The organism is Stenotrophomonas sp. PS02297 (genome assembly GCF_029959705.1).
In the GTDB taxonomy this organism is placed as follows: domain Bacteria; phylum Pseudomonadota; class Gammaproteobacteria; order Xanthomonadales; family Xanthomonadaceae; genus Stenotrophomonas; species Stenotrophomonas nitritireducens.
In genome coordinates, this window is sequence record NZ_JASCOS010000026.1 from 16,497 (window position 1) to 38,467 (window position 21,971).

18 protein-coding genes are annotated in these 21,971 nt (G+C 68.2%); 13 read left to right on the forward strand and 5 right to left on the reverse strand.

Annotated features, from left to right (window positions below; all coding sequences use genetic code 11):
• The first annotated feature begins 134 nt into the window (after nucleotides 1–134).
• Nucleotides 135–2,549: a TonB-dependent receptor gene (locus QMX80_RS07815; RefSeq protein ID WP_282276317.1), complete on the forward strand. Its 2,415-nt coding sequence runs from the start codon at nucleotides 135–137 to the stop codon at nucleotides 2,547–2,549.
• Between the two features lie 17 nt (nucleotides 2,550–2,566).
• A complete protein-coding gene (locus QMX80_RS07820) occupies nucleotides 2,567–4,681 on the forward strand; it encodes an Atxe2 family lasso peptide isopeptidase (RefSeq protein ID WP_282276340.1) in 2,115 nt (704 codons plus the stop codon).
• On the opposite strand, the gene QMX80_RS07825 is transcribed toward QMX80_RS07820, so the two are convergent.
• From QMX80_RS07825 to QMX80_RS07840, 4 genes are all read right to left on the reverse strand, one after another.
• Nucleotides 4,678–6,420, reverse strand: a complete 1,743-nt coding sequence (locus tag QMX80_RS07825) for a lasso peptide isopeptide bond-forming cyclase (RefSeq protein WP_282276319.1) — start codon at nucleotides 6,418–6,420, stop codon at nucleotides 4,678–4,680. The two genes, QMX80_RS07820 and QMX80_RS07825, sit on opposite strands and share 4 nt — an antisense overlap.
• Entirely contained in the window at nucleotides 6,420–7,100 is a 681-nt protein-coding gene (locus tag QMX80_RS07830; protein ID WP_282276321.1) for a lasso peptide biosynthesis B2 protein, read from the reverse strand. Before QMX80_RS07830 ends, QMX80_RS07825 begins: the two co-directional genes overlap by 1 nt.
• A 49-nt stretch (nucleotides 7,101–7,149) precedes the next feature.
• The gene (locus QMX80_RS07835) at nucleotides 7,150–7,290 is read right to left on the reverse strand and encodes a benenodin family lasso peptide (protein WP_282276322.1); all 141 of its coding nucleotides are present in this window, start codon (nucleotides 7,288–7,290) and stop codon (nucleotides 7,150–7,152) included.
• A gap of 230 nt (nucleotides 7,291–7,520) precedes the next feature.
• Nucleotides 7,521–8,132, reverse strand: coding sequence for a GntR family transcriptional regulator (locus QMX80_RS07840; protein ID WP_282276323.1), 612 nt, complete (start codon nucleotides 8,130–8,132; stop codon nucleotides 7,521–7,523).
• A gap of 262 nt (nucleotides 8,133–8,394) precedes the next feature.
• On the opposite strand from QMX80_RS07840, the gene QMX80_RS07845 reads away from it, so the two are divergent.
• The 4 genes from QMX80_RS07845 (at nucleotide 8,395) to QMX80_RS07860 (ending at nucleotide 13,557) form a co-directional block, all read left to right on the forward strand.
• The gene (locus tag QMX80_RS07845; RefSeq protein ID WP_282276325.1) at nucleotides 8,395–8,937 is read left to right on the forward strand and encodes a hypothetical protein; all 543 of its coding nucleotides are present in this window, start codon (nucleotides 8,395–8,397) and stop codon (nucleotides 8,935–8,937) included.
• A gap of 107 nt (nucleotides 8,938–9,044) precedes the next feature.
• Nucleotides 9,045–10,136: a crosslink repair DNA glycosylase YcaQ family protein gene (locus tag QMX80_RS07850; RefSeq protein WP_282276327.1), complete on the forward strand. Its 1,092-nt coding sequence runs from the start codon at nucleotides 9,045–9,047 to the stop codon at nucleotides 10,134–10,136.
• Nucleotides 10,137–10,241: 105 nt separating this feature from the next.
• Nucleotides 10,242–12,203, forward strand: coding sequence for a S9 family peptidase (locus tag QMX80_RS07855; protein WP_282276328.1), 1,962 nt, complete (start codon nucleotides 10,242–10,244; stop codon nucleotides 12,201–12,203).
• Between the two features lie 157 nt (nucleotides 12,204–12,360).
• A complete protein-coding gene (locus QMX80_RS07860; protein WP_282276329.1) occupies nucleotides 12,361–13,557 on the forward strand; it encodes a serine hydrolase in 1,197 nt (398 codons plus the stop codon).
• Between the two features lie 412 nt (nucleotides 13,558–13,969).
• Here QMX80_RS07860 and QMX80_RS07865 read toward each other — a convergent pair whose 3' ends face one another.
• Nucleotides 13,970–14,401, reverse strand: coding sequence for a helix-turn-helix domain-containing protein (locus QMX80_RS07865; protein WP_327083305.1), 432 nt, complete (start codon nucleotides 14,399–14,401; stop codon nucleotides 13,970–13,972).
• Nucleotides 14,402–14,478: 77 nt separating this feature from the next.
• On the opposite strand from QMX80_RS07865, the gene QMX80_RS07870 reads away from it, so the two are divergent.
• The 7 genes from QMX80_RS07870 to QMX80_RS07900 form a co-directional block, all read left to right on the forward strand.
• A complete protein-coding gene (locus tag QMX80_RS07870; protein WP_282276330.1) occupies nucleotides 14,479–14,952 on the forward strand; it encodes a DUF2938 domain-containing protein in 474 nt (157 codons plus the stop codon).
• Nucleotides 14,953–15,020: 68 nt separating this feature from the next.
• Complete coding sequence (gene map, locus QMX80_RS07875) at nucleotides 15,021–15,767, forward strand: type I methionyl aminopeptidase (RefSeq protein ID WP_282276331.1); 747 nt, start codon at nucleotides 15,021–15,023, stop codon at nucleotides 15,765–15,767.
• 91 nt (nucleotides 15,768–15,858) lie between these two features.
• Nucleotides 15,859–16,209, forward strand: coding sequence for a hypothetical protein (locus tag QMX80_RS07880; protein ID WP_282276333.1), 351 nt, complete (start codon nucleotides 15,859–15,861; stop codon nucleotides 16,207–16,209).
• A gap of 390 nt (nucleotides 16,210–16,599) precedes the next feature.
• Nucleotides 16,600–16,926 (forward strand): hypothetical protein, encoded by a 327-nt coding sequence (locus QMX80_RS07885; protein WP_282276335.1) that lies wholly within the window; start codon nucleotides 16,600–16,602, stop codon nucleotides 16,924–16,926.
• A 42-nt stretch (nucleotides 16,927–16,968) separates the two neighbouring features.
• Nucleotides 16,969–18,081: an efflux RND transporter periplasmic adaptor subunit gene (locus QMX80_RS07890; protein WP_282276337.1), complete on the forward strand. Its 1,113-nt coding sequence runs from the start codon at nucleotides 16,969–16,971 to the stop codon at nucleotides 18,079–18,081.
• Nucleotides 18,074–21,181 (forward strand): CusA/CzcA family heavy metal efflux RND transporter, encoded by a 3,108-nt coding sequence (locus QMX80_RS07895; protein WP_055766124.1) that lies wholly within the window; start codon nucleotides 18,074–18,076, stop codon nucleotides 21,179–21,181. The genes QMX80_RS07890 and QMX80_RS07895 overlap by 8 nt, the downstream gene beginning before the upstream one ends.
• Nucleotides 21,178–21,971, forward strand: a 794-nt coding sequence (locus QMX80_RS07900; RefSeq protein ID WP_282276338.1) for a TolC family protein, incomplete at its 3' end; no start/stop codon positions are given. The genes QMX80_RS07895 and QMX80_RS07900, both read left to right, overlap by 4 nt.

The window sequence follows — 21,971 nt, forward strand, 5'->3', positions numbered from 1 at the left end:
GGGAATCGCCAGCACGGCCGATGGGCTCCGTTGCCATGGAGCGCCGTCGCCCGCGGCCGGCCCCGTGTGCCCGGCGCCTCGTCCATGCCGGACCGCAAGACCGATTACCGACCATGGAAACCAGAGGACGCAGCATGAAGACCAGCGCTTTACGCAACGCCATTTCCATCGCCCTGTTCGCCACGCTTTCCGGCAATGCCGGCATCGCCCTGGCCCGGGAACCCACACCGGAAGCGACCCGCGCGGATGCGGAGCAGGAGGACGGGGCAGGGCAGGGCACTACCGCCGCTTCCAGCCCATCGAAGCCGGCATCGCGCAAGGAAGCGACGGCGACCGAACTCGAAACGGTGACCGTCACCGGCACCCGCATCCGAGGCGGCACGACGCCATCGCCGGTGATCGCCATCGGCAGCGAGCAGATCCGGCAGGAGGGTTTCGCCGACCTGGGTGAGGTTATCCGCAGCCTGCCGCAGAACTTCGGAGGAGGGCAGAATCCGGGCGTTGTCACCGCTACCGGCTCCGGCAACATGTACAACCAGAATGCGGGTGGGGGTTCCAGCCTCAACCTGCGGGGAATCGGCCCGGATGCGACGCTGACGCTGCTCAATGGAAGGCGCCTGGCCTACGGCGGCTTGATGCAGGCGGTCGACATCAGCGCGATTCCGGTCGCAGCAGTTGATCGAGTCGACATCGTTGCCGATGGGGCGTCGGCCATCTATGGCTCCGACGCCGTTGCGGGTGTTGGCAATGTAATCCTGAAGCGCGACATGGAGGGCGCCGTCGTCAGTGCCCGCTACGGAAGGGCGAGCAGGGGCGGGCTGGGAACGAGGGAATACGATGCGACAGCGGGTACCACCTGGAGCAATGGTGGCCTGATAGCAACCTATCGGCACACCCACATCGATCCGATCAGCGTGGGCCAGCGCAGCTATACCCGGCACATGGATCAGCCCTTCGTGCTTTATCCGGGAGGGGATACGCGCAGCGGGTTGCTGAGCGCCCATCAATCATTGGGCGGAAATGCCGAACTGCGCCTGGATGCGCTGCGGACCACGCGGGACACGGTCTACTACCAGACGGGTCCAGGCATCTATTACGACCAGCGATCCGACAGCACCACGTCGTTCCTGGCCCCCTTGCTGGAAGTCGGGCTGGCGCGGGGCTGGGTACTGCAGGTGGGGGGTGTCCGGGCCCGCGATGAAAACATCGGTCGGGCATGGCTGGTCACGAAAGCCACCGGCGATTCACGCCTGGCCTCCAGCCTATGCCGTTGCAACGACAGCCGTTCCTATGAAATCAGCGCGGAGGGGCCGCTGCTGGAGCTGGGCGCAGGTGAGCTGCGTTTGGCGGCCGGCGCCGGATATCGCAGCAATGAACTGCTGAACCGGAACCTGTCATCGGGAACGCAGGTGCATAGCGAGGACAGCAGCAGATTCGCATACGCGGAGGTGAACATCCCGCTGCTTGATTCCAGCATGGGCACGTCGCTTGCCCGGCTTCTGGAACTCACGGCGGCCGCAAGGATGGAGGATTACGACAGCTTCGGTCGCGTGACCACGCCGAAATTCGGGGTGATCTACGCGCCAGGCAGTGATCTCACGGTAAAGGCCTCGTGGGGCAGGTCTTTCAAGGCGCCGACGTTGAACGAGCGATATGGCAGCCTGGTAGCGTATCTGGTGCCCCCGGGCATGATTGGAGGGAGTGGATACGGCGCCGATGATGCCGTTCTGCTGTCCTGGGGGAGCAATCCCGGCCTCGGTCCGGAGCGGGCGACCACGCAGACCATTTCGGTGGCCTTCCATCCGGAGCGTCTGCGCGGACTGGAGGCGGAGTTGACGTGGTTCGACATCGACTACCGCGAGCGTGTGGTCCAGCCCTTTGCGGCCTTCGGCCAGGTGCTGAGTGATCCTGCCGTGGCAGAGTTCCTGCGGTTTTCGCCGACGCCGGAAGAACAGGCGAGGTTGCTTGCCATCTATTCGGGCGGATTCTTCAACTGGACGGGCAAGCCCTACGATCCGGCCAAGGTCGTGATCATCGGGCATGGCGAATACGTCAATGCAAAGACGCAGCGGATCAGGGGCATCGACCTTTCCGGATTGTACGGCCGGGATCTGGGGAGCGGCCGGCTGACCCTGCGTGGATCGGCGAGCTGGCTGGACAGCTCCCAGCAGAACACGTCCGGACAAGCTGCATTCGATCTGGCCGGTACGATCTTTTATCCGGCCAAGGTACGCAGTCGTCTGGGACTGGTATGGGCCAGCGGTGGGTTCACCGCTTCTTCCTTCGCCAACTACACCGGAGGAGTCGCCTATCCGGCCTTGGCGCAGGAGACGGCTTCCTTCACCACCTTGGATCTTGTCCTGCAGTACGCCACTGCCAGGCGGAGGAGTGCCGGCACCGGATTCGATCTTGCCTTTTCCATCCAGAATCTTTTCGATCGCGCGCCGCCTCTCTACAGGCCGATGGCGATCACTGATGCGCCGTATGACTCGACGAACTACTCGGCTGTCGGTCGCTTCCCCAGCATCACGGCGTCGTGGCGCTGGTGACAGGGGGCGTGAAGATCATGGAGAGCGCGGCAATGGCTGTACTGACGATACGGGCGGGACGCGTGCTGGCGTCCTGCCTGATGGGCCTGGTGTTTGTCGGAGGGCTAGGGGCGCAGGTGATTTCGCCCCGCCAGCTGGTGGAGGTGGCAGACGTCGACGAACTGGTGGTTTCTCCGGGCGGCGACATGGTTGCATTCCGAGTGGCGCAGGCCTCGGTCGAACGCAATACCTATGACAGCACCTGGTATGTGCAGCGGATGGACGGTACCACCCTGGCGCGCCGGGTGGGCGAAGGGGGCCATCTGCTGCGCGAATCGGATGGGGCATCGCTTGCGCCAGCGGGAGTGCTGTGGTCGCCTGATGGTCGTTACCTCTACTACCGTGCCCTGCTGGATGGGCGGATTGCCGTATGGCGAGCGGCTGTCGACGGGTCGGATGCGCGCGTCATGACGCGCGACCCGGCGGACGTGCGCAGCTTTCGTTTGAGCCCGGACGGACAGCTGCTGCGCTATGGCACGGGCGCCACGCGTGAGCAGACAGGCGACGCGGAATGGGAGGAGTACGACAGCGGTATCCATATCGATGAGACCATTCCTCTGGGCCAGGGGATATTCCAGTCCGGCTACCTCGACGAGCGCCGTTCCACCCAGCGACTGTTCGGCAGCGACGTCATACGCTCGCCTTTGTTGGCGCGTGTACCTGAGCACTGGAGGGAGATCGATCTGGCCACCGGGCGGATGCGCGAGATTCCTGCACCGGAACCATCACCGGCGCCATTGCCGGCTGCTCTGTCCGAGCGGTTCAAGCCTTGGCGGCAGGTGCGGCAGGAGGGGACGGGGCGGATCGCGATGCTGACCCACGTTGCCGAGTGGAGCGGGGCAGGACCGAAGCCGGATGTGGAGCTTTCGGTATTCGTGGAGGGGAATGGGGGAGGGCACCTCCGTTGTCGCGCCGAACTCTGCACGGACAAGCCGATCACCGGCATCCAGTGGCGACCGGGCCGCGAAGAGATCCTGTTCACGCTGACTGATCCGGAGGACAGTCAGGCACAATCGATCCTTCGATGGGATATCAAGGCCGATCGTGTGTTTTCTCTGGTGCATACGCCCGGTCTGATCAATGGGGGGCGCGCGACACCCAATGCCTGCGGTGCCTCGTCCGAGGCGCTGGTCTGCGTCGCCGCCGATGCCAGCCATCCGCCACGCCTTGAGCGGATCGATCTGGAATCTGGAAACCGGACGGTCCTGTTCAACCCGAATGCGGCTCTGGCGGCCGACATGGAAGGTGTTCCTGTCCGCAGGCTGCACTGGACGGACGTGGCTGGCCGTCGGTTCAACGGGTTGTACTTCCCGGCGCAACGTACCGCAGGTGGGGCGCCGCCCTTGTTCCTGACCTACTACCGGTGCCCGGGGTTCGTCCGCGGCGGTGTTGGAGACGAGTGGCCCCTAGTGACATTGGCGGGGCGCGGAATATCCGCCCTGTGCATCAATGCGCCACCGAGCGAGCTGGATGCCGTCACCCGGTTCGAGCTGGGGCGTTCGGCCATAGAGAGCGTAATCGACCTGCTGGCCGCCAGCGGGGAAATCGATCGCGGCAAGGTGGGCATGGGCGGGCTGAGCTATGGGACCGAGGTGACCATGTGGATGGCGATGAATTCCGATGCACTCTCGGCAGCCTCCGTGAGCAGCATCGCCTTCTCGCCTCTTGCCTATACGCTCATGAGCATGTCCGGGGAAACGTTCTTCTCGCGCCTGCGTACGTACTGGCAGCTGGGAGCCCCCGATGAGACGCCGGCGCAATGGAAACGGCTTTCTCCTGCGTTCAATCTGGACAGGATCAAGGTGCCGATGCTGATGCAGCTGCCTGAGCAGGAGTACCAGCACACGCTCGACTATGCGGTTCCGTTGATCCGCGACCAGCGGGCGGATCTCTACGTATATCCCAATGAGGCGCACCAGAAGTTCCAACCCCGGCACAAGCTCGCCGCCTACGAGAGAAACGTGGATTGGTTCCGGTTCTGGCTGCAGGGCTTTGAGGATACGGAGGCGGCGAAAGTGCGCCAGTATGCCCGCTGGCGAACGATGGCTGACCGGCATGCGGGACATTCCGGGCATGCCGCACGCATACCCTAGGTCTGGTGTCGTATCCAGTTCTCCACCGCGTACAGGTCGAGGAGACGGCCGAATGTGCGGTCGCGCGGCGGCAGATCGCTGTCGATGAAGCGCTGCACGGCAGGCGCATCCAGAAGGCCGTGCGAATGGAGGCAGCCATCAAGAAGGTAGTCGCGCAGCCGGGATCTGTGCCTGGCATACAGGGCGCCGACAAAACCGATGAAGGAGCCCTTACTGCGGCGCGCGAGTATCTCCGGCGGAAGCCGATCGGCAAATGCCAGCCGGGCTACGGCCCGATTCCGTGCGCCGGCTATCCACATCCAGCTGGGGACACGCAGGGTTGCTTCCATCACCGGTTGGGACAGAAGCGGCAGGCGCAGGTGCGCCTGTCGCCCTCTCGGTGCCGAATCCCTGTAGACATGGGTCGCCGCGAGAGCGAAGACCCGTTCCCTGTCCCCGGGAGAGGCCGTATCCGGCATGTCGCACCACGGATGGTGTTCCAGCAGGCAGTTGGCAAGGCCAGGAGAGATGAATTCGATCATCGCATTGCAGGGAGATCCCGGTGGCCGCATCAGCTTACGCAGCGTCAGCCGTCCTGCTTTCCAGATGGTGCACTGATGCAGGCCGGCCAGATCCCGGAGCGTGTGGAAAGCACCGGCCAGTCCCATTTGCTGGAAGGCATCGGCCGCCGGCGCGGCGGAGGTCAGGTAGCAGAACACGGTGTCGCCGCCGCCACCGGAGAAGAAACTGGCGGCGCCATGGCGCTGCCTTGCGTTCTCCATGATCGTATCGGTGATGTGCTGGAGCATCCCGACTCTCGGTGTCGGCAATCCCGCTGCTGGAGCGGAATCGTGTAGCGTCGATTCCAGGCCCATGGTTTCGACGTCTATGGGCGCGTCGAGCAGGGCCGCGATCTGGTTGGCATAGTGGCGCTCGTCAGCGCCAGGGACAGGCGTCGTCAGCGTGCAGCAGAAGACGCGGGCATCGCTCCCCAGCAGGGCTGCCCCGACCACGGATGAGTCCAGTCCTCCGGAAAGCTCGAGCAGGATGGATCTGTCGGTGCGGGCCCAGGCATTGACGACCATGTCGATGGCGGTGCGGACGGCTTCCGCCGCGTCTTCGATGCTGGCATGGCGCAGCTTCCCGGTGAGGAAATCCCAGGGCGACCATGCCGTATGGAGAGTGAGTCGGGTGCCATGGACGACCAGGCGGGTCCCAGGAAGAAGCTCCTGGATCCCCGCAAGCCCGGTGCGCGCGGTTTTGATGTCCGGATGGATGAGGCGATGCAGGATGGAGTCCCAATCGATCCGCTTCTGATACCGGCCCGCGCACAGTGGAAGTTCGATGTCGGAGGCAATGAATCCACTGCCGTTCTCCAGGTGGTGGATGCAGGGCATACCTCCCTCCGGGTCGCGCAGCACGGTGATGCGGCCGTCATGCTCCGGGTCTGGCAGGACGACAAGATAGGCGCCCCAGCAATTTTCCAGAATGTACCGGCAGAGCTGGGAACTGCTTTGGAATCGCGGGAACTGGCTTTCCTGCGTCAGCGGTTCGCCGCTTCGTGAAAAGACATGGCCTATGAGGAGCCCCTGCCCATGCAGCGCGATGAACGGGGTCTGTTCGGAGACATGGACCGTGCAGTGTCTTGTACGAAGGCATTGCCGCATGCGCAGGCGGTTGAGTCGATCCGTTGCTTCTACGGCATGAGCCGCTTGTGGGGCGGCCGTCGTGTCCAATAGCGCGATGTACCGGTAAGCCATCAGATCACCCGGATAGGTGTATGGGCGCGAGTGTTCCCGACGGTGTCGTTCAGCACCAGATGACCTGCCTGTACCCAACAGTGTGCTGAGAGCGGATTGGCCATGATGCCGAAGACGAGATGCGCGAATAGCCCGCGCCTTGCCAGGAACCTGACCATCGCTATCGAGTCGTGGAGGCAGCAGGTCGGAACCGGTACGTACAAGCGCGCATTCTGGAAGGCAGTGGCTGCGTTGCAGAATCGTTCCCGGAGAACGGGGGAAAGGGCGAGAGAAGCTGCTTTCGCGTGATTGTCGCGATGGGCTCTCATGGCGATCAGGTTGCTTTTGAGGGAATGGCGCCGCAGCCGTAACCACGTCGAGCAGACGGTCCCCAGAACATCAAGTGCGGCATTCGTTTTTTCCGGTCTGTAAGGCACCGCCTGTTCCATCGCGCTCTCCGTGGGGAGCGCGACGGGGGCGGCGGGGACAAGTGAAATATCGCCGCCTCCGGTGGCCACGATGCCGCACCCGGCCAGCTTGTCCCGATCGGAATCCGGAAGTAGTGTTCCCCTGGTGTATGCGAGGAATACCTGCTCCAGCGCATGGGAAAGACGGAAGTAACGGTCGCTTTCTATGTCGAGAAAGACCGGATGGCCATCGATCAGGCAGTAGGACAGATCCGGGGCGAGGTGATCGGACATGAGGTGGCTCCGGGTAGCAGGGCGCACCTCGCGGTGCGCCCTGCTTTTGTCACTCTTCCGAAATGCCGGGGACGAATTCGCCGCCCATCGGCTCATTGCCCTGGAGGATGCCCTTGGTCTCCACGCTGGCGACTCCGAGCACGATCACGTCTTCGACCGGGTTGCTGCGGTCGTTTTCATTCGCGTTCATCTCTGCCTCTCCTGCGGTTGCGTCATGGCGGTTTCCATGACGTACCCAGCGTAGGAGGCGGAAGAATTTATTTTCAAATAATTAAGACGTTGCAAAACGATGATTATCCGGCGATGGGAACGCCATCATGGAATGCCGGATTCAGGTGCGGCGCGGAGGCGGCACTTCGCCGCAGAGCGATAGGTCGCGGTGATCGTTCTTGCGTATTCGATGGAAGATTCTGTCCGCGCTTACTGGAGGTGATCGCGGTGGTCGACCAGCATGGCCACGATCCGCGGGACGAGCTGCTTGCGCCGCGCGTGATAGGCGCGCAGGCCGGCTTTCAGCGCCGGCATGTTCCGCCTCCGCCAGAGTTCTTCCAGTTCCACCAGTTCCTCGTGGGCATGTTCGATCAGGCCGCGCTTGGCCCGCCGCACCGGGGCCAGTCTGTCGTTGGCCTGCCTGACCGCCCGGTGCAGCGAGCGGTGCGCCGTCGCTTCGGCGATGGCGTCGAACAACTGCCAGGTCATCTTCACCACGTCGTCGCCGCCGGTGATGCCGTCCCGTGCGGGGCGGCCGCCCATGTCGCAGGCCATCAGCAGCAGCCGTTCCATCCAGTCGTAGAGGTCGTGCAGGCCGACTTCGGTGAGCAGCGGGACGTGCAGCCCGTTGCGGGCGTGGTCGTCGATCAGGCCTTCGCCGACCAGGCGGTAGAGGGCGGAACGCACGGGCGTGGCGCTGGTGTTGAATTCCACGGCCAGCATGCCCGGGTCGATCCGTTGTCCGGGCAGGTAGCGTCCCGATTGCAGCGCCCGCCGGACCTGTCGATAGAGCTGCATGCTCTTGGAGTGGATCACGCTCATGGCGGAACTCCTTGCCTGCGTATGGCGTCCTTTTCCAGGGTGATAGTACAAGAACTACCCGTGCCCACCGCAGGTCGCCATGCCATCGTCGCTTCTGTCCGGACTGCTATGCTCCGCCAATTGACCAAGGGGGTATGGAAGGCATGGCGTCGAGTCTTTTTCCGGCAATGAAGTGGGGCGGGGCATACGCATGAACGCACAGGTCACGCCTCCTCCCGCGCGGGGTTCATGGTGGAAGCCGCTGCTGATCCTGTTCGGGGTATTGCTGCTGCTGATCATGCTGGGGATCGCCGGGGTGCTGGGACTCGGCTGGTTCGGCTGGAAGGCGCTGAAGAACCGGATCGGCGACGTCCAGGCACTGAGCCAGCCGCGGCAAGCGCCATCGCATCCGCTGTCGGCGGACCAGCAGGCCATCCTCGACATGATCCTGGAACGCGGCGATTCCGAGCTGGGCGCTGGCGCGGACGCGGACAGCCTGGAGAAGCTGCTGGCCGGCTATTACCAGCGCTCCATGAACGAACATGCCAATGGCGGCCAGGGCACCGGCGACATGGGCGCCACGCAGAGGACGCTGGCCGCGGTCCTGGCAGCGCTGGAGGAAAGCCGGCGCAATGGCGGCGATGCTCCGGAAATATCGCCCGAACTGTCCATCGTGCTCGAGGCGCTGGCGGCCCACTACGATCATGGGCAGAACACGAAGGACGAGGTGGTTCCCCTGCTGACGGAAGATCGCCCGCTGACGGCGGAAGAGCGTGAGCTGGTCGATACGATCGTGGAAGTGGAGGCGCGCAACCGGACCCGCTGAGCGGCCGCGCGGGCGCTGCGCCGGCGGCGCTGCCGGCAGTTCCGACGGCCGGCGCCACACGCAGGCGGCGCGCGCTCCATGGCGCCGGCAACTGGCATCATGCGCGCATGCCGTTGACCCTCGATCAACTCCGCCGCTACGCCGTCGCCCGCTCGCTGTTCAAGCCGACGACGCTGCTGCGGGCGATCGGAAAGCTGGGCTTCGTCCAGGCCGATCCCATCCGCGCGCCGGCACGCGCGCAGGATCTGACCCTGCGCCATCGCGTCGCCGGCTATCGCGCCGGCGAGCTTGAGCGGCGCTACCCGCGCCTGCCGCTGGAAGAGGATTTCTTCGTCAACTACGGTTTCCTGCCACGCGAGCGGCAGGCGCTGATGCATCCGCGGCAGGCGCGCGTGGCGTGGACGCCCGCGCGCTGGAAGCAGGCGCATGCGGTGCGTGGATTCATCGCCGAGCGCGGCGTGGCGCACCCGCGCGAGGTCGACGCGCATTTCGCCCATGGCAAGACCACCAACTGGTTCGGCGGCTCCTCCAACGCGAGCACGCAGTTGCTGGACGGCATGCACTACCGCGGCCTGCTGCGGGTCGCGCGGCGCGAGGGCGGTACCCGCGTATACGCCGTGCGCGAGGACGCCACGCCGGTGGGGGAGCAGGAGATCGAAGGGCGCCTGGACGCGCTGGTCAACCTGATCGTGGGCAAGTACGCACCGCTGCCGGCCGCAAGCCTCGCGCAGCTGGTCGGCTACCTGGGCAATGGCGTGCCGCAGTGGAAGGACGCCTGCAGGCCGGCGCTGCAACGTGCGCGGCAGCGGCTGCACTGCGCGCGCGTGGACGGCGTGGATTGGCTGTGGCCGGCGGACGAACGCGCGGACAGCCGGCGCTGGAAGCCCGCCGAACAGGTGCGCCTGCTGACGCCGTTCGACCCGGTGGTGTGGGACCGTCGCCGCTTCGAACTGTTGTGGGGCTGGAGCTACCGCTTCGAGGCCTATGTGCCCGCCGCGAAGCGCAGGCTCGGCTATTACGCGCTGCCATTGCTGTGGCGCGAGCACGTGATCGGATGGGGCAACCTGGCGGTCAAGGACGGTGTGCTGGATGCGCAGCTGCGCTATGTCGCCGGCCGGCCGCCGAAGGAGAGCGCCTTCGGCATGGCGCTGGAGGCTGAACTCAAGCGGATGCGGGAATTCCTCGCGCTGGACGATTGAAGCGGAGCGGGCCTCCGGAACGGCTGCGGAGATATCGACTGCCTGCCGGGTTCCCGTCATGCTCCGCCCACGGGATTGCACTGTCATGGAAAAAGGACGAAAGGCATGCGTTTGCTGATCGCGGCGGTGTTGTGCGTTGCATGGATGGCGCAGGCGAGGGCGGGGGAGGTCGTGGACCTGACGCCCTATGTGCGGCAGGACGTGTACGAATGGGTGAAGATCTCACCCGACGGCCGGCACTATGCCGTGACCAAGCCGCTGGAGGACCGCACCGCGCTGCTGATCCTGCGGCGCGAGGACAACACGTTCACCGCGCGGATCGTGGGCGGCGTCGATTCGGTGGTGGACGATTTCTGGTGGGCCAATGACGAACGGGTGGTCATGTCGCTGGCGCGCAAGCAGGGCTCGCGCGACGAGCCGGTATCCATCGGCGAGCTGTATGCGGTGAACGTGGACGGCAAGCAGAGCATGCTGCTGGCCAGTCCCTACGGCATCACCGAGCGCCCGGGGATGGTTTCCGAGATCAGGACCCAGCTGGAGCAGTCCGTCTACATGCTGGATCCGCTCGAGGGCGACGACCGCAACGTGCTGGTCTCGGCGGTGCCGGTCGCCAGCGATCCGTTCATCCGCATCGAGAAGCTGGACATCTACAACCGCAACCGCATCCGCGTGGCCGACGTGCCGGTGCGGCGCGCGCGCTTCGTGACCGACCAGAGCGGCGAGGTGCGCTTCGCGGTGGGCGCCGGCACCGACAATGTGTCGAAACTGTTCTACCGCGAGGCGCGCGGGCAGCAGTGGCGCCTGGTCAACGACGAGAGCGTCAGCGGCGTGCGTCGTTTCCCTCTGGGCTTCAGCGCGGACGGCAGGCTGGCCTACCTGCAGGTGGAGCAGGCGCAGGGACCCGACGCCATCGTGTCGTGGGATCCGGCCGATGGACGGGAGGTGGAGCTGCTGCGCGATGCGCTGGTGGATCCCTACCGGATCCTCTACGACATGGATGGCCGGACGCCGATCGGCGCTTCGTACATGAAGGAGAAGATCGGCAACCGCTTCTTCGACGAGACCGCGCGGACCCCGCGTTTCTACCGCAGCCTGGAAAAGGTCTTCGCCGCCGATGCGGTGCGGATGACATCGGCCACGCGCGACGGCCGTTTCGTGCTGCTGTTCGTGTGGGGCGACCGCAACAACGGCGACTACTTCCTGTTCGATACGCAGGAGCGCAAGGCCGACCGCATCTTCAGCCGCAGGGAATGGTTCGATCCCGGCGAGGTGCCGCCTTCGCGTCTTATCAGCTTCCGGGCACGCGACGGGATGCTTCTGCACGGCTATCTGACCGAACCCCTGCACCCGGCCGACGGCCCGAAGCCGATGGTGCTGTTGCCGCATGGCGGCCCGTTCGAGTACTTCGATGCCTGGGGCTTCGACGACGACGCGCAACTGCTGGCCGCGGCCGGCTATGCCGTGCTGCGGGTGAACTATCGTGGCTCGGGCAACTATGGCCGGGCCTACGTCGCTGCCGGCAGCCGCGAGTGGGGTGGGCGCATGCAGGACGATCTGGCCGACGCCACGCGCTGGGCGATCGACCAGGGCATCGCCGATGCCGGGCGCATCTGCATCTATGGGGCAAGCTATGGCGGCTATGCCGCATTGATGGGCGTCGCCCGCGATCCCGGGCTGTACCGCTGCGCCGCTGGCTATGTAGGCGTCTACGATCTGGAGCTGATGCACCGCGATGCTTCGCAGAGCAGCCGGTCCGGGCGGACCTGGGCCGCGGAATGGCTGGGAGAGCGCGGCACCCTGGCCGCGCGTTCCCCGAGCAATCTGGCCGACCGCATCAAGGTGCCGGTATTCCTCGCCGCGGGCGGGAAGGACGAGCGTGCGCCCATCGAGCACAGCCGGCGCATGGAAAAGGCGCTCAGGCGTGCCGGGGTGCCGGTGGAGACGCTGTATTACCCCAACGAGGGCCATGGCTTCTATACCGAGCCCCATCGTCGCGAGTACTACGCCAGGCTGCTGGACTTTCTGGCGCGCCATCTGGGCGGGGCGACGGCCGAACGCCGCCCTTGAGCAGAAGTGGGCATCGGCGGCGGCGCGCGCGAGCGCGGCCGGGCGTGGTGTGGCCTCCGTCTGCCCATGAAAGGCCCGCGCCGCGGTCGCGGCGCGCACTCGACGCCGCCGCCGTTCTTGCCTATGGTCGGCGCTTCGCCAATCGCGGGGAACGGGAATGCGCGTCGGGTATCTGCTGGGGATGTGGCTGGTCGTGGGCGGTCTGCAGGCGGCCGAGCCGGTGGCAACGGTGCGGGTGGCTTTCGACCGCGACGGCATCACCGCCACCGAGGCGCACGGCATGGCCGACATCGGCGCCGGGCGCGAACTGGGCGCGGACGATCCGGTGCGGATCGCCTCCATTTCCAAAATGGTCGCCGCGCTGGGCGTGATGCGCATGGTCGAGGCCGGGCAGCTGGACCTGGACGCGGATGTCTCGCGCTGGCTCGGCTGGCAGCTGCGCCACCCGCAGTTCCCCGACACACCGATCACCCTGCGCCTGCTGCTCTCGCACCGCGCCGGCCTCACCGACGCGGCCGGCTACTACGCCGTGCCGCTGGGCGGGCAGCTGCGCGAGGTGCTGGACGACCCGCGCGCCTGGGACACGGCGCATGCGCCGGGTACGTTCTTCCGCTACGCCAACATCGATTTCCCGCTCATCGCCTCGGTGATGGAGAAGGCCAGCGGCGAGCGCTTCGACCGGCTGATGCAGCGCCTGGTGCTGAAGCCGCTCGGCATCGCCGCCTGCTACAACTGGGACAGCTGCGACGATGCGACCGTGGCGCGCGCGGTGGTGTTGTACGACGAAGCCCACCAGCCGGTGCGCGACGACAACCGCGGCCGTCGTCCCGATTGCCCGGTGGTGGCCGCCACCGACGGCAGCTGCGACCTCGGCCGCTGGCGCGCCGGCGACAACGGCGCGCTGTTCGCACCGCAGGGCGGCCTGCGCATTTCCGCCAATGGCCTTGCGAAGATCGGGCGCCTGCTGCTGGGCGAGGGCGAAGTGGATGGTGTGCGCCTGCTGCGCGCCGAATCCGTGCGCGAACTGGCGCGCCCGCAGTGGACCTGGGCGCCGGGCGCCGGCATGACTTCGGAAGAAGACGACAGCGGGCAGGGCGGCGACGGCTTCTTCTGCCGGTACGGACTGGCGGTGCAGACCCTGGCCACGCCGGTGAAAGGCTGCCGCGACGATCCGTTCGGCGACGGCGTGGCGCGCTTCGGCCATTCCGGTTCGGCCTATGGCCTGCTGTCGGGGCTGTGGGTCGACCCGGCCAGCGGCACCGGCGTGGCCTACTTCGCCACCGGTCTGCCGGAAGCGCGCAAGGGCGGGCACTCGGCGTTCTCTGCGATCGAGGAACGGTTGACCCAGCCCTGACCCCGCCGTCGCGGGTGCGATGCCCGCGCCGGGTCTCCGTGGAGCAGCGCCTCGTCCGGCAGCGCCGGGCAAGGCGCCGCCGTGCGCATTGCCGGGGCACGGCGCATTGCCGTCGCCCGAGCCTGCAGGCCAGCTGCCGGGTGGGACGTGGAGGGCACGGGTGCTGGCGTTGCAGGAAGGCATCACCCTGGCGCTGGGCGCCCGTCGCCGATGGCTGTGCCGCGCCGGTGGGGATGATGTTCTTCGCTTACGCCTCGCCCATGCATTCGCCGGACGATGGCGAGCCGTTCGCGGTGGTCCAGTCGGCGCCCGCCAGCGCCGTCGCCGCGCCGGTGTTCATGACGGTGGGCGGAATGATGCCGCTGTTCGGCCGGTACGGCGCCTGGCTTGAGCCGGCTGCCTGCCGCCGGCTTCAGAGGCCGGTATCGCCGTGCCTGCGCTGCCGGCGCAGCGCGGTGCGCATCAGGCGCTGGAAGGTGGGGCACTGCAGGTGATCGGCGTGGCGGCAGCGGGCGGCGTGGCGCAGGCCATCGCGCAGGGCCTGCAGGCGGGCGATGCGGCGCTCCAGCTGGTCGGCCCGGTGCAGCAGCTGCGGGCGGTCGATGGCCGGAGCGTTGCCGTCGCCGAGCATGGCGCCGATCTCCTCCAGCGAGAAGCCCGCCGCGCGCCCCAGCGCGATCAGCGACAGGCGCTGCATCACCGACGCCGCGTAGACGCGGCGCAGGCCATTGCGCCCGATCGGCCGGATCAGGCCGCGGGTTTCGTAATAGCGCAGCGTGGAAGCGGCGACACCGCTCTGCCGCACCACCTGCCCGATCTCCATCTCCTGCACACTTGACCTCAAGTCGGCTTCAACGCCGAGACTGATGGAAACAGGTTTCCAGACGGGCGGGAAGAGCGATGGACGGGGGTGGAATCATCATGCGGGTAGTGATCGTGGGTGTCGTTGCCACCGCGACGACCGATCTGTGGACGCTGGTGTTGCGCCGGCTCGGGCGTCCCACGCTGGACTATGCGCTGCTCGGCCGCTGGATCGGGCACTGGCGCGAAGGGCGCTGGCGCCATGACGCCATCCATGCGGCGGCGCCGGTCGGACATGAGCGCCTGCTGGGCTGGTGCGCCCACTACGCCATCGGCATCGCCATGGCGGGGATGCTGGTGGCGATGACGGGCAGCGGCTGGCTGCGGCAGCCGACGCCGGGTGCGGCGCTGGGGTTCGGCGTGGTCAGCGTGCTGTTGCCCTTTTTGGTGATGCAGCCGGCGTTCGGTGCCGGCATCGCCGCCGCGCGCCTGCCGCGGCCGTGGCCGGCGCGGCTGCAGAGCCTGGCCACGCATGCGGTGTTCGGCCTGGGATTGTTCGTCGGCGGCCGGATTTCCGTCGTATTTCCTTTTTGAAATCAACTGCTTGATTGAAAGGCCAGCAACGCTGCTAGCCTTTCCCGGTCAATCGCCCGGAGACCACCATGACCATCGGATCGCAGTCGGACATCGACGGCCTGCAACGCATCGGCCGGCTGGTCGCACGTGTGCGCGAGGACATGCTCGCCGCCGCCTGCCCGGGCATGAGTACCGGCGAGCTCGACCTGATCGGCGAACGCCTGCTCGCCGCGCAGGGCGCGCAGCCGGCGCCGCGGCTGACCTATGGCTTCCCGGGCGCGACCTGCATCAGCGTCAACGAGGAAGCCGCCCATGGCGTGCCCGGCGCGCGCGTGCTGGCTGCCGGCGACGTGGTGAACGTGGACGTGTCCGCCGAACTCGGCGGCTACTTCGCCGATACCGGCGGCACCCGCGTGCTGCCGGAAGCCGCGCCGCGCGACCTGCGCCTGTGCCATGCCGCGCGCAGCGCCCTGGCCAACGCGCTGAAGGTGGCGCGCGCCGGGCAGCCGCTCAACCGGATCGGCGCGGCGATCGAACGTACCGCACGCCAATCCGGCTTCCGGGTGATCGAGAACCTGGGCAGCCACGGCGTCGGCCGCGCGCTGCACGAGGAACCGGACCACATCCCCGGCTACTACGATCCGCACGATACGCGCCTGCTGCACGAAGGCATGGTCATCACCATCGAGCCGTTCCTGTCCACGCGCAGCCGCATGGTCGAGGAAGGCGATGACGGCTGGACCCTGCTGGGCGCGCGCGGCAACCGCTCCGCGCAGTACGAACACACGCTGATCGTCACCCGTGGCGAGCCGATCGTGGTGACCCTGCATTGACCCGCAGGCCGCGCCATCGGCGCGCGGCATCGACACGGCATGCACGCGCCGATGGCGATGGTGGCGGCGTTCCCGATCGCCCCCAACGCACATGGCCGATCCGCCGCTGCTTACGCCTGATGGCCGCTACCTGGTCGTGCGCGGCCGCCTGTGGCGCGCGACCAATCCACAGCTGCCCGAAGCGCAGCGGCAGGCGGCGGTGCGGCAGCTGATGGCGGCGCGCCGCGAGGTCGGGCGTGCGCGCCGGCAGGGCGATGCGCAGGCGCTGGCGCGGGCCGGCGAGGCGGTCGATGCGGCCAAGCGCGCGCTCGGCGAGCGCGGGCCGGTGTGGTGGGACGACGGCGCGCCGGACTACAACCGCCATCTGGCGAAGAACACGCCATACGCCACATGGCATGCGCGCGTGGCGGCCATGGCCGGAAGCGGCGCGGACCCGGCCTGACCCCGTCTTCCGGCGCCGGGGATGCCGTTCGGGCGCGGTCTATACCTTGGTATATCCCGGCCACCCGCAGGTGCATGGCCGCTACGCCAATGCCTGCTGGCCGCGGCATGGGCGCGGTGGGAAAATCTTCTCCGTCGCCGGGACAGCGCTCCCGGCCCACGCTGCCGGCATCGCATGTTGCCGGTCATCGCCATCGCCGGTGCGAGGCCCGCCGTTTTCCCGGCGGCCGCCACCGCACGACCGAGGAGGACGCCATGGATCCCGACCCGCATCGGCGCCTGCCCGCGCGCCAACTTCCCTTGACCCAAGACACAGACCGGGCGCCGGCTCCGGGGATGCCACCTTCGTGACCGTGGGGGCCTCCGCGGCCGTGCGCCGGAGGAGGTTCCCATGCTGTTCCGCATCCTCGAGACCCATTCCAACGACGTCCTGCTGCGCGCCCTGCGCGCGGCGATAGCCGCGCATCGCCCCGCCGCCCTGCGCTCGCTCCTGCATGCCCGCGGCGAGCGCGCTTTCGCCCGCGCCCTGGGCGAGCTGTCCGGCCGCGTCATCGCCGATGCCCTGTCCATGCTGCCGGCGCCCGAGCGCGCGGGCGTGCTGCAGCACCTGCCGCGTGCGGCGCGCAAGCGCCTGCACGAGGTGGAGTGCGCCGATCCGCGCCATGTCCTGCATGCGCACCGCGTGGCGATGCCGCCGCGCCTGTCCGCCTCCTGCTGACCGCGGGCGCCCGCTCCTTTCCATCCACTCCGGGGACTGTCCATGAAGATCCAGCCTGCCGTACTGGCATTGGCCTGCGCCGCGGCGCTGGCGGCCTGTACCGCCGCCCAGCCCGCCGCCGAGAGCCAGGCCGCACCGATGTTCCACCATGAAGGCGACGCCATCGTCGTGCCGCAGAACTCGCCGCTGCATGGCCGCCTGCAGGTGGCCGCCGTCGGCGAGCAGGCCTTCGCCCCGAGCGTGGAGGCGCCCGGCACGGTGGAGGCCGAGCCGGAGAAGCAGGTAAGGATCGTGCCGCCGCTGGCCGGGCGCGTGGTGCGCCTGCACCGCCGGCTCGGCGATGCGGTCAGTGCCGGCGACGCGCTGGCCACGCTGGATTCGCCCGAGCTCGGCGCGGCGCAGGCCGAGAACGCCAAGGCGCAGGCGCAGCTGCGGCAGGCGCGGCTGGAGTTCGAGCGGCAGAAGCTGCTGCACGACGAGGACATCGCGGCGGCGAAGGACATGGAGGCGGCGCGGCTGGCGCTGGCCGAAGCCGAGGGCGACGCGCGCGCGGCGGCCGATCACCTCGCCCAGGTCGGGGCGTCGGCGAAGAGCGGCTCGCGCCGCGAGTACGTGCTGCGCTCGCCCATCGCCGGCCGCGTGGTGGCGATGGAGGCCGCGCAGGGCGGCTACTGGAACGACACCACCGCCGCGCTGATGACCGTGGCCGACCTGTCCGAAGTATGGCTGACCGCCGCCGTGGCCGAGCGCGACCTGCCGCGCATGGCGGTCGGGCAGCAGGCGCGGGTCGAGCTCAACGCCTGGCCCGGCCGCACGCTTGAAGGCCGGGTGGCCTATGTCGGCGATGTGCTCGATGCGCAGACCCGCACCGTGCCGGTGCGCGTGGCCATCGACAACCGTGCCGGCGAGGTGAAGCCGGGCATGTTCGCGCGCGTGCGGTTCGCCGCGGCCAGCCGTCCGGCGCTGCTGGTGCCGGCCACGGCGCTGCTGCAGAACGGCCTGCATACGCGGGTGTTCGTCGAACAGGCGCCGCAGCGCTTCCAGCCGCGCGTGGTCACCGTCGGCGATACCGCCGGCGGCAACGTGGAAGTGCTGTCCGGTCTGCGCGCCGGCGAGCGGATCGTGGTCAGGGACGGAGTGCTGCTCAATGATTGATGCGATCGTCACCACCTGTTTCCGCCGCCGCGGCATCGCCTGGCTGGTGTTCGCCTTCGTCGCGCTGTACGGGCTGTGGAGCTGGAAGCAGCTGCCGGTGGAGGCCTATCCGGACATCGCCGATGTCACCTCGCAGATCGTCACCCAGGTGCCCGGGCTGGGCGCGGAGGAGGTCGAGCAGCAGATCACCATTCCGCTGGAGCGCGCGCTGCTCGGCACCCCCGGCATGCACGTGCTGCGCTCGCGCAGCCTGTTCGCGCTGTCGCTGGTCACGGTGGTGTTCGAGGACGGCACCGACGGCTATTTCGCGCGGCAGCGGCTGCAGGAACGCCTGGCCGGGGTCACCCTGCCGTACGAAGCCAAGCCGGAGCTGGACCCGTACACCTCGCCCACCGGCGAGATCTACCGCTACACGCTGGAGTCGAAGACGCGCAGCCTGCGCGAGCTGTCCGAGCTGCAGGCCTGGACCGTCATCCCGCGCCTGAAGAAAGCGCCGGGCGTGGTCGACGTCACCAATTTCGGCGGGCTGACCACGCAGTTCATGCTTGAACTGGACCCGCTGCGGCTGCGCCAGTACGACCTGTCGCTGCAGGAGGTCACCAGCGCGATCAACGCCAACAACGCCAACGGCGGTGGCAGCGTGATCGACCGCGGCGAGCAGAGCTACGTGGTGCGCGGGGTGGGCCTGCTGCGCTCGCTGGAGGACATGGGCAACGTGGTGGTCAAGAGCAGCGGCGGCGTGCCGGTGCTGGTCAAGGACCTGGGCACGCTGACCTACGGCAACGTCGAGCGCCGCGGCATCCTCGGCAAGGACGACAACCCGGACACCCTCGAAGGCATCGTGCTCCTGCTCAAGGACCACAACCCTTCCGACGCGCTGGCCGGCGTCCACGCCGCGGTGGACGACCTCAACGGCAACCTGCTGCCCGGCGACGTGCGGCTGGTGCCGTACCTGGACCGCACCGCGCTGATCGACGCGACCCTGCATACGGTCGGCTTCACCCTGGCCGAAGGCATGGTGCTGGTGAGCCTGGTGCTGCTGCTGTTCCTGGGCAGCCCGCGCGCGGCGGCGATCGTCGCGCTGACGATCCCGTTGTCGCTGTTGATCGCCTTCATCTTCATGCACCACTTCCACGTCCCGGCCAACCTGCTGTCACTCGGCGCCATCGACTTCGGCATCCTGGTGGACGGCGCGGTGGTGCTGGTGGAGAACGTGCTGCGCCGGCGCGAGCAGGACGCGACGCGGCCGCTGCAGGCCCGCGACGCGATCCAGGCCACGCTGCAGGTGGCGCGGCCGATCTTCTTCGGCATGGCGGTGATCGTCTGCGCCTATCTGCCGCTGTTTGCTTTCCAGCGCATCGAATACAAGCTGTTCTCGCCGATGGCCTACGCGGTCGGCGCGGCGCTGGCCGGCGCCCTGGTGGTGGCATTGACGCTGGTGCCGGCGCTGGCGTGGCTGGCGTTCCGCAAGCCGCGGCGGCTGTTCCACAACCCGGTGCTGGAAGCGCTGTCGCTGCGCTATGGGCGCTTCCTGGAGCGGATGGTCGGGCACAGCCGCTGGCTGCTGGCCTGCTGCGTCGCCGCCCTGCTGGGGCTGGGCGTGCTGTTCGCCAGCCTGGGCCGCGATTTCCTGCCCTATCTGGACGAAGGCTCGCTGTGGCTGCAGGTGCAGATGCCGCCGGGCATCACCCTGGACAAGGCCGCGGCGATGGCCGACGAACTGCGCCGGGTGACGCTGGCGTTCCCGGAGGTGTCCTACATGGTCACCCAGACCGGCCGCAACGACGATGGCACCGATTACTGGACGCCCTCGCACATCGAGGCCAGCGTCGGCCTGCATCCCTACCGGCAATGGAAATCGGGACTGAGCAAGCAGCAGCTGATCGACCGGCTGGCTGCACGCTACGCGCAGATGCCCGGCTATTCGGTGGCCTTCATGCAGCCGATGATCGACGGCGTGCAGGACAAGCTGTCCGGCGCGCACAGCGACCTGACGGTGAAGGTGTTCGGCCAGGACCTGGAGCAGGTGCGCGGGCTGGCCAAGCGCATCGCCGGCATCCTCGGGCAGGTGCCGGGAGCGGCCGACGTCGCCGTCGACGTGGAACCGCCGCTGCCCAACCTGAAGATCGAACTGGACCGCGCCGCGGCCGCGCGCCACGGCATCAACGCCGCCGATGTTGCCGACCTGATCGCTACCGGCATCGGCGGCACGCCCATCGGCCAGCTCTATGTCGATGAAAAGAGCTACGACATCGCCGTGCGTTTCCCGGAACGCTACCGCGCCAGTCCCGATGCCATCGGCAACCTGACCCTGGCCGCGCCCGACGGCGCCCGCGTACCGCTGGCGGACGTGGCGCGCATCGGCACCACCTCCGGCGAGAGCGTGATCGTGCGCGAGATGGCCGAGCGCAACATCATCGTGCGCCTGAACGTGCGCGGCCGCGACCTGGCCGGCTTCCTGCGCGACGCGCAGCAGGCGGTGCAGCGCGAGGCGGCATACGACCACAAGCGCCTGCGCGTGGAATGGGGCGGCCAGTTCGAGAACCTGGAGCGCGCGCAGGCGCGCCTGGCGCTGATCCTGCCGATGACCCTGGGCATCATGTTCCTGCTGCTGTTCGGCGCCTTCGGCAACCTGCGCCAGCCGCTGCTGGTGCTGTCCACCGTGCCGTTGGCGATGCTCGGCGGCCTGGCCGCGCTGCACCTGCGCGGGATGACGCTGAACGTCTCCAGCGCGGTGGGCTTCATCGCGCTGTTCGGGGTGGCGGTGCTCAACGGCGTACTGATGCTGGCGCAGATCAACCGCCTGCGCGGCGAGGAAGGGCGCAGCCTGCGCGAGGCGGTGATCGAGGGCGCGCGCAGCCGCATGCGCCCGGTGCTGATGACCGCCACGGTCGCCGCCTTCGGCCTGGCCCCGGCCATGCTCGCCACCGGCCTGGGCAGCGACGTGCAGCGGCCGCTGGCCACGGTGGTGGTCGGCGGGCTGGCCAGCGCCACGGTGCTGACCCTGCTGCTGTTGCCCCCGCTGTACCACTTCATCGAAGACCGCATCGACCGCCGTCGCGCCCGCAGGGCCGCCGCGCCGGCGCAGGAGGCACCATGAACGACATCGCGCGCATCGCCACGCTGGCCGTGGCGCTGGCCGCCGCCGGCTGCACGGTGGGGCCGGACTTCCATCGGCCGGAGGCGCCGCCGGTGGCGGCCTGGGTGGAGGGTGGCCTGCCCGACGCCACCGTGGCTACACCCGGACCGGGCGGCGACGCCCAGCGTTTCCTGCACGACCGGCCGCTGCCCGCGCGCTGGTGGACGGGTTTCGGCTCGGCCGGGCTGGATGCCCTGGTCGCCGCCGCGCTGCGCGCCAATCCCGACCTGCAGGCGGCGGAGGCGGCGCTGCGCCAGGCCGGCGAGAATGCCGCTGCGCAACGCGGTGGCTTCTGGCCGCAGGTCGACCTGCAGTTGCAGCCGCAGCGGGAAAAGGCCGCCGAAGCGGACAGCAGCGCCTACAGCCTGCATACCGCGCAGCTGAGCATCAGCTATGTGCCGGATGTATTCGGCGGCCAGCGCCGCCAGGCCGAGGCGCTGGCCGCCGGGGTGGACGCCCAGCGCTTCGAGCGCGAAGCGGTGTACCTGACGCTGGTAGCCAACGTGGTCGAGAGCGCGATCGGCGAGGCATCGGCGCGCGCGCAGCTGGCCGCCAGCGAAGCGCTGGTGGCGCAGTCGCGGCAGCTGCTGGAGATCGTCCAGCGCCAGCACCGCGCCGGCGATGCCGGCGGTGGCGATGTCGCCGCGCAGGAAACGGTGCTGGCGCAGGCCCAGGCGCAACTGCCGCCGCTGCGCAGGGAACTGGCCGCGCGCCCCCCCCCGCGGGCGGCGGTGGCCCGGGCGCGGCCCGG

Coding starts and splice junctions, on each gene's coding strand:
- QMX80_RS07815 (WP_282276317.1), top strand. CDS start 135: ATGAAGACCAGCGCTTTACGCAACGCCATTTCCATCGCCCTGTTCGCC.
- QMX80_RS07820 (WP_282276340.1), top strand. CDS start 2,567: ATGGAGAGCGCGGCAATGGCTGTACTGACGATACGGGCGGGACGCGTG.
- QMX80_RS07825 (WP_282276319.1), bottom strand. CDS start 6,420: ATGGCTTACCGGTACATCGCGCTATTGGACACGACGGCCGCCCCACAA.
- QMX80_RS07830 (WP_282276321.1), bottom strand. CDS start 7,100: ATGTCCGATCACCTCGCCCCGGATCTGTCCTACTGCCTGATCGATGGC.
- QMX80_RS07835 (WP_282276322.1), bottom strand. CDS start 7,290: ATGAACGCGAATGAAAACGACCGCAGCAACCCGGTCGAAGACGTGATC.
- QMX80_RS07840 (WP_282276323.1), bottom strand. CDS start 8,132: ATGAGCGTGATCCACTCCAAGAGCATGCAGCTCTATCGACAGGTCCGG.
- QMX80_RS07850 (WP_282276327.1), top strand. CDS start 9,045: ATGCCGTTGACCCTCGATCAACTCCGCCGCTACGCCGTCGCCCGCTCG.
- QMX80_RS07855 (WP_282276328.1), top strand. CDS start 10,242: ATGCGTTTGCTGATCGCGGCGGTGTTGTGCGTTGCATGGATGGCGCAG.
- QMX80_RS07860 (WP_282276329.1), top strand. CDS start 12,361: ATGCGCGTCGGGTATCTGCTGGGGATGTGGCTGGTCGTGGGCGGTCTG.
- QMX80_RS07870 (WP_282276330.1), top strand. CDS start 14,479: ATGCGGGTAGTGATCGTGGGTGTCGTTGCCACCGCGACGACCGATCTG.
- map (WP_282276331.1), top strand. CDS start 15,021: ATGACCATCGGATCGCAGTCGGACATCGACGGCCTGCAACGCATCGGC.
- QMX80_RS07880 (WP_282276333.1), top strand. CDS start 15,859: ATGGCCGATCCGCCGCTGCTTACGCCTGATGGCCGCTACCTGGTCGTG.
- QMX80_RS07885 (WP_282276335.1), top strand. CDS start 16,600: ATGCTGTTCCGCATCCTCGAGACCCATTCCAACGACGTCCTGCTGCGC.
- QMX80_RS07890 (WP_282276337.1), top strand. CDS start 16,969: ATGAAGATCCAGCCTGCCGTACTGGCATTGGCCTGCGCCGCGGCGCTG.
- QMX80_RS07895 (WP_055766124.1), top strand. CDS start 18,074: ATGATTGATGCGATCGTCACCACCTGTTTCCGCCGCCGCGGCATCGCC.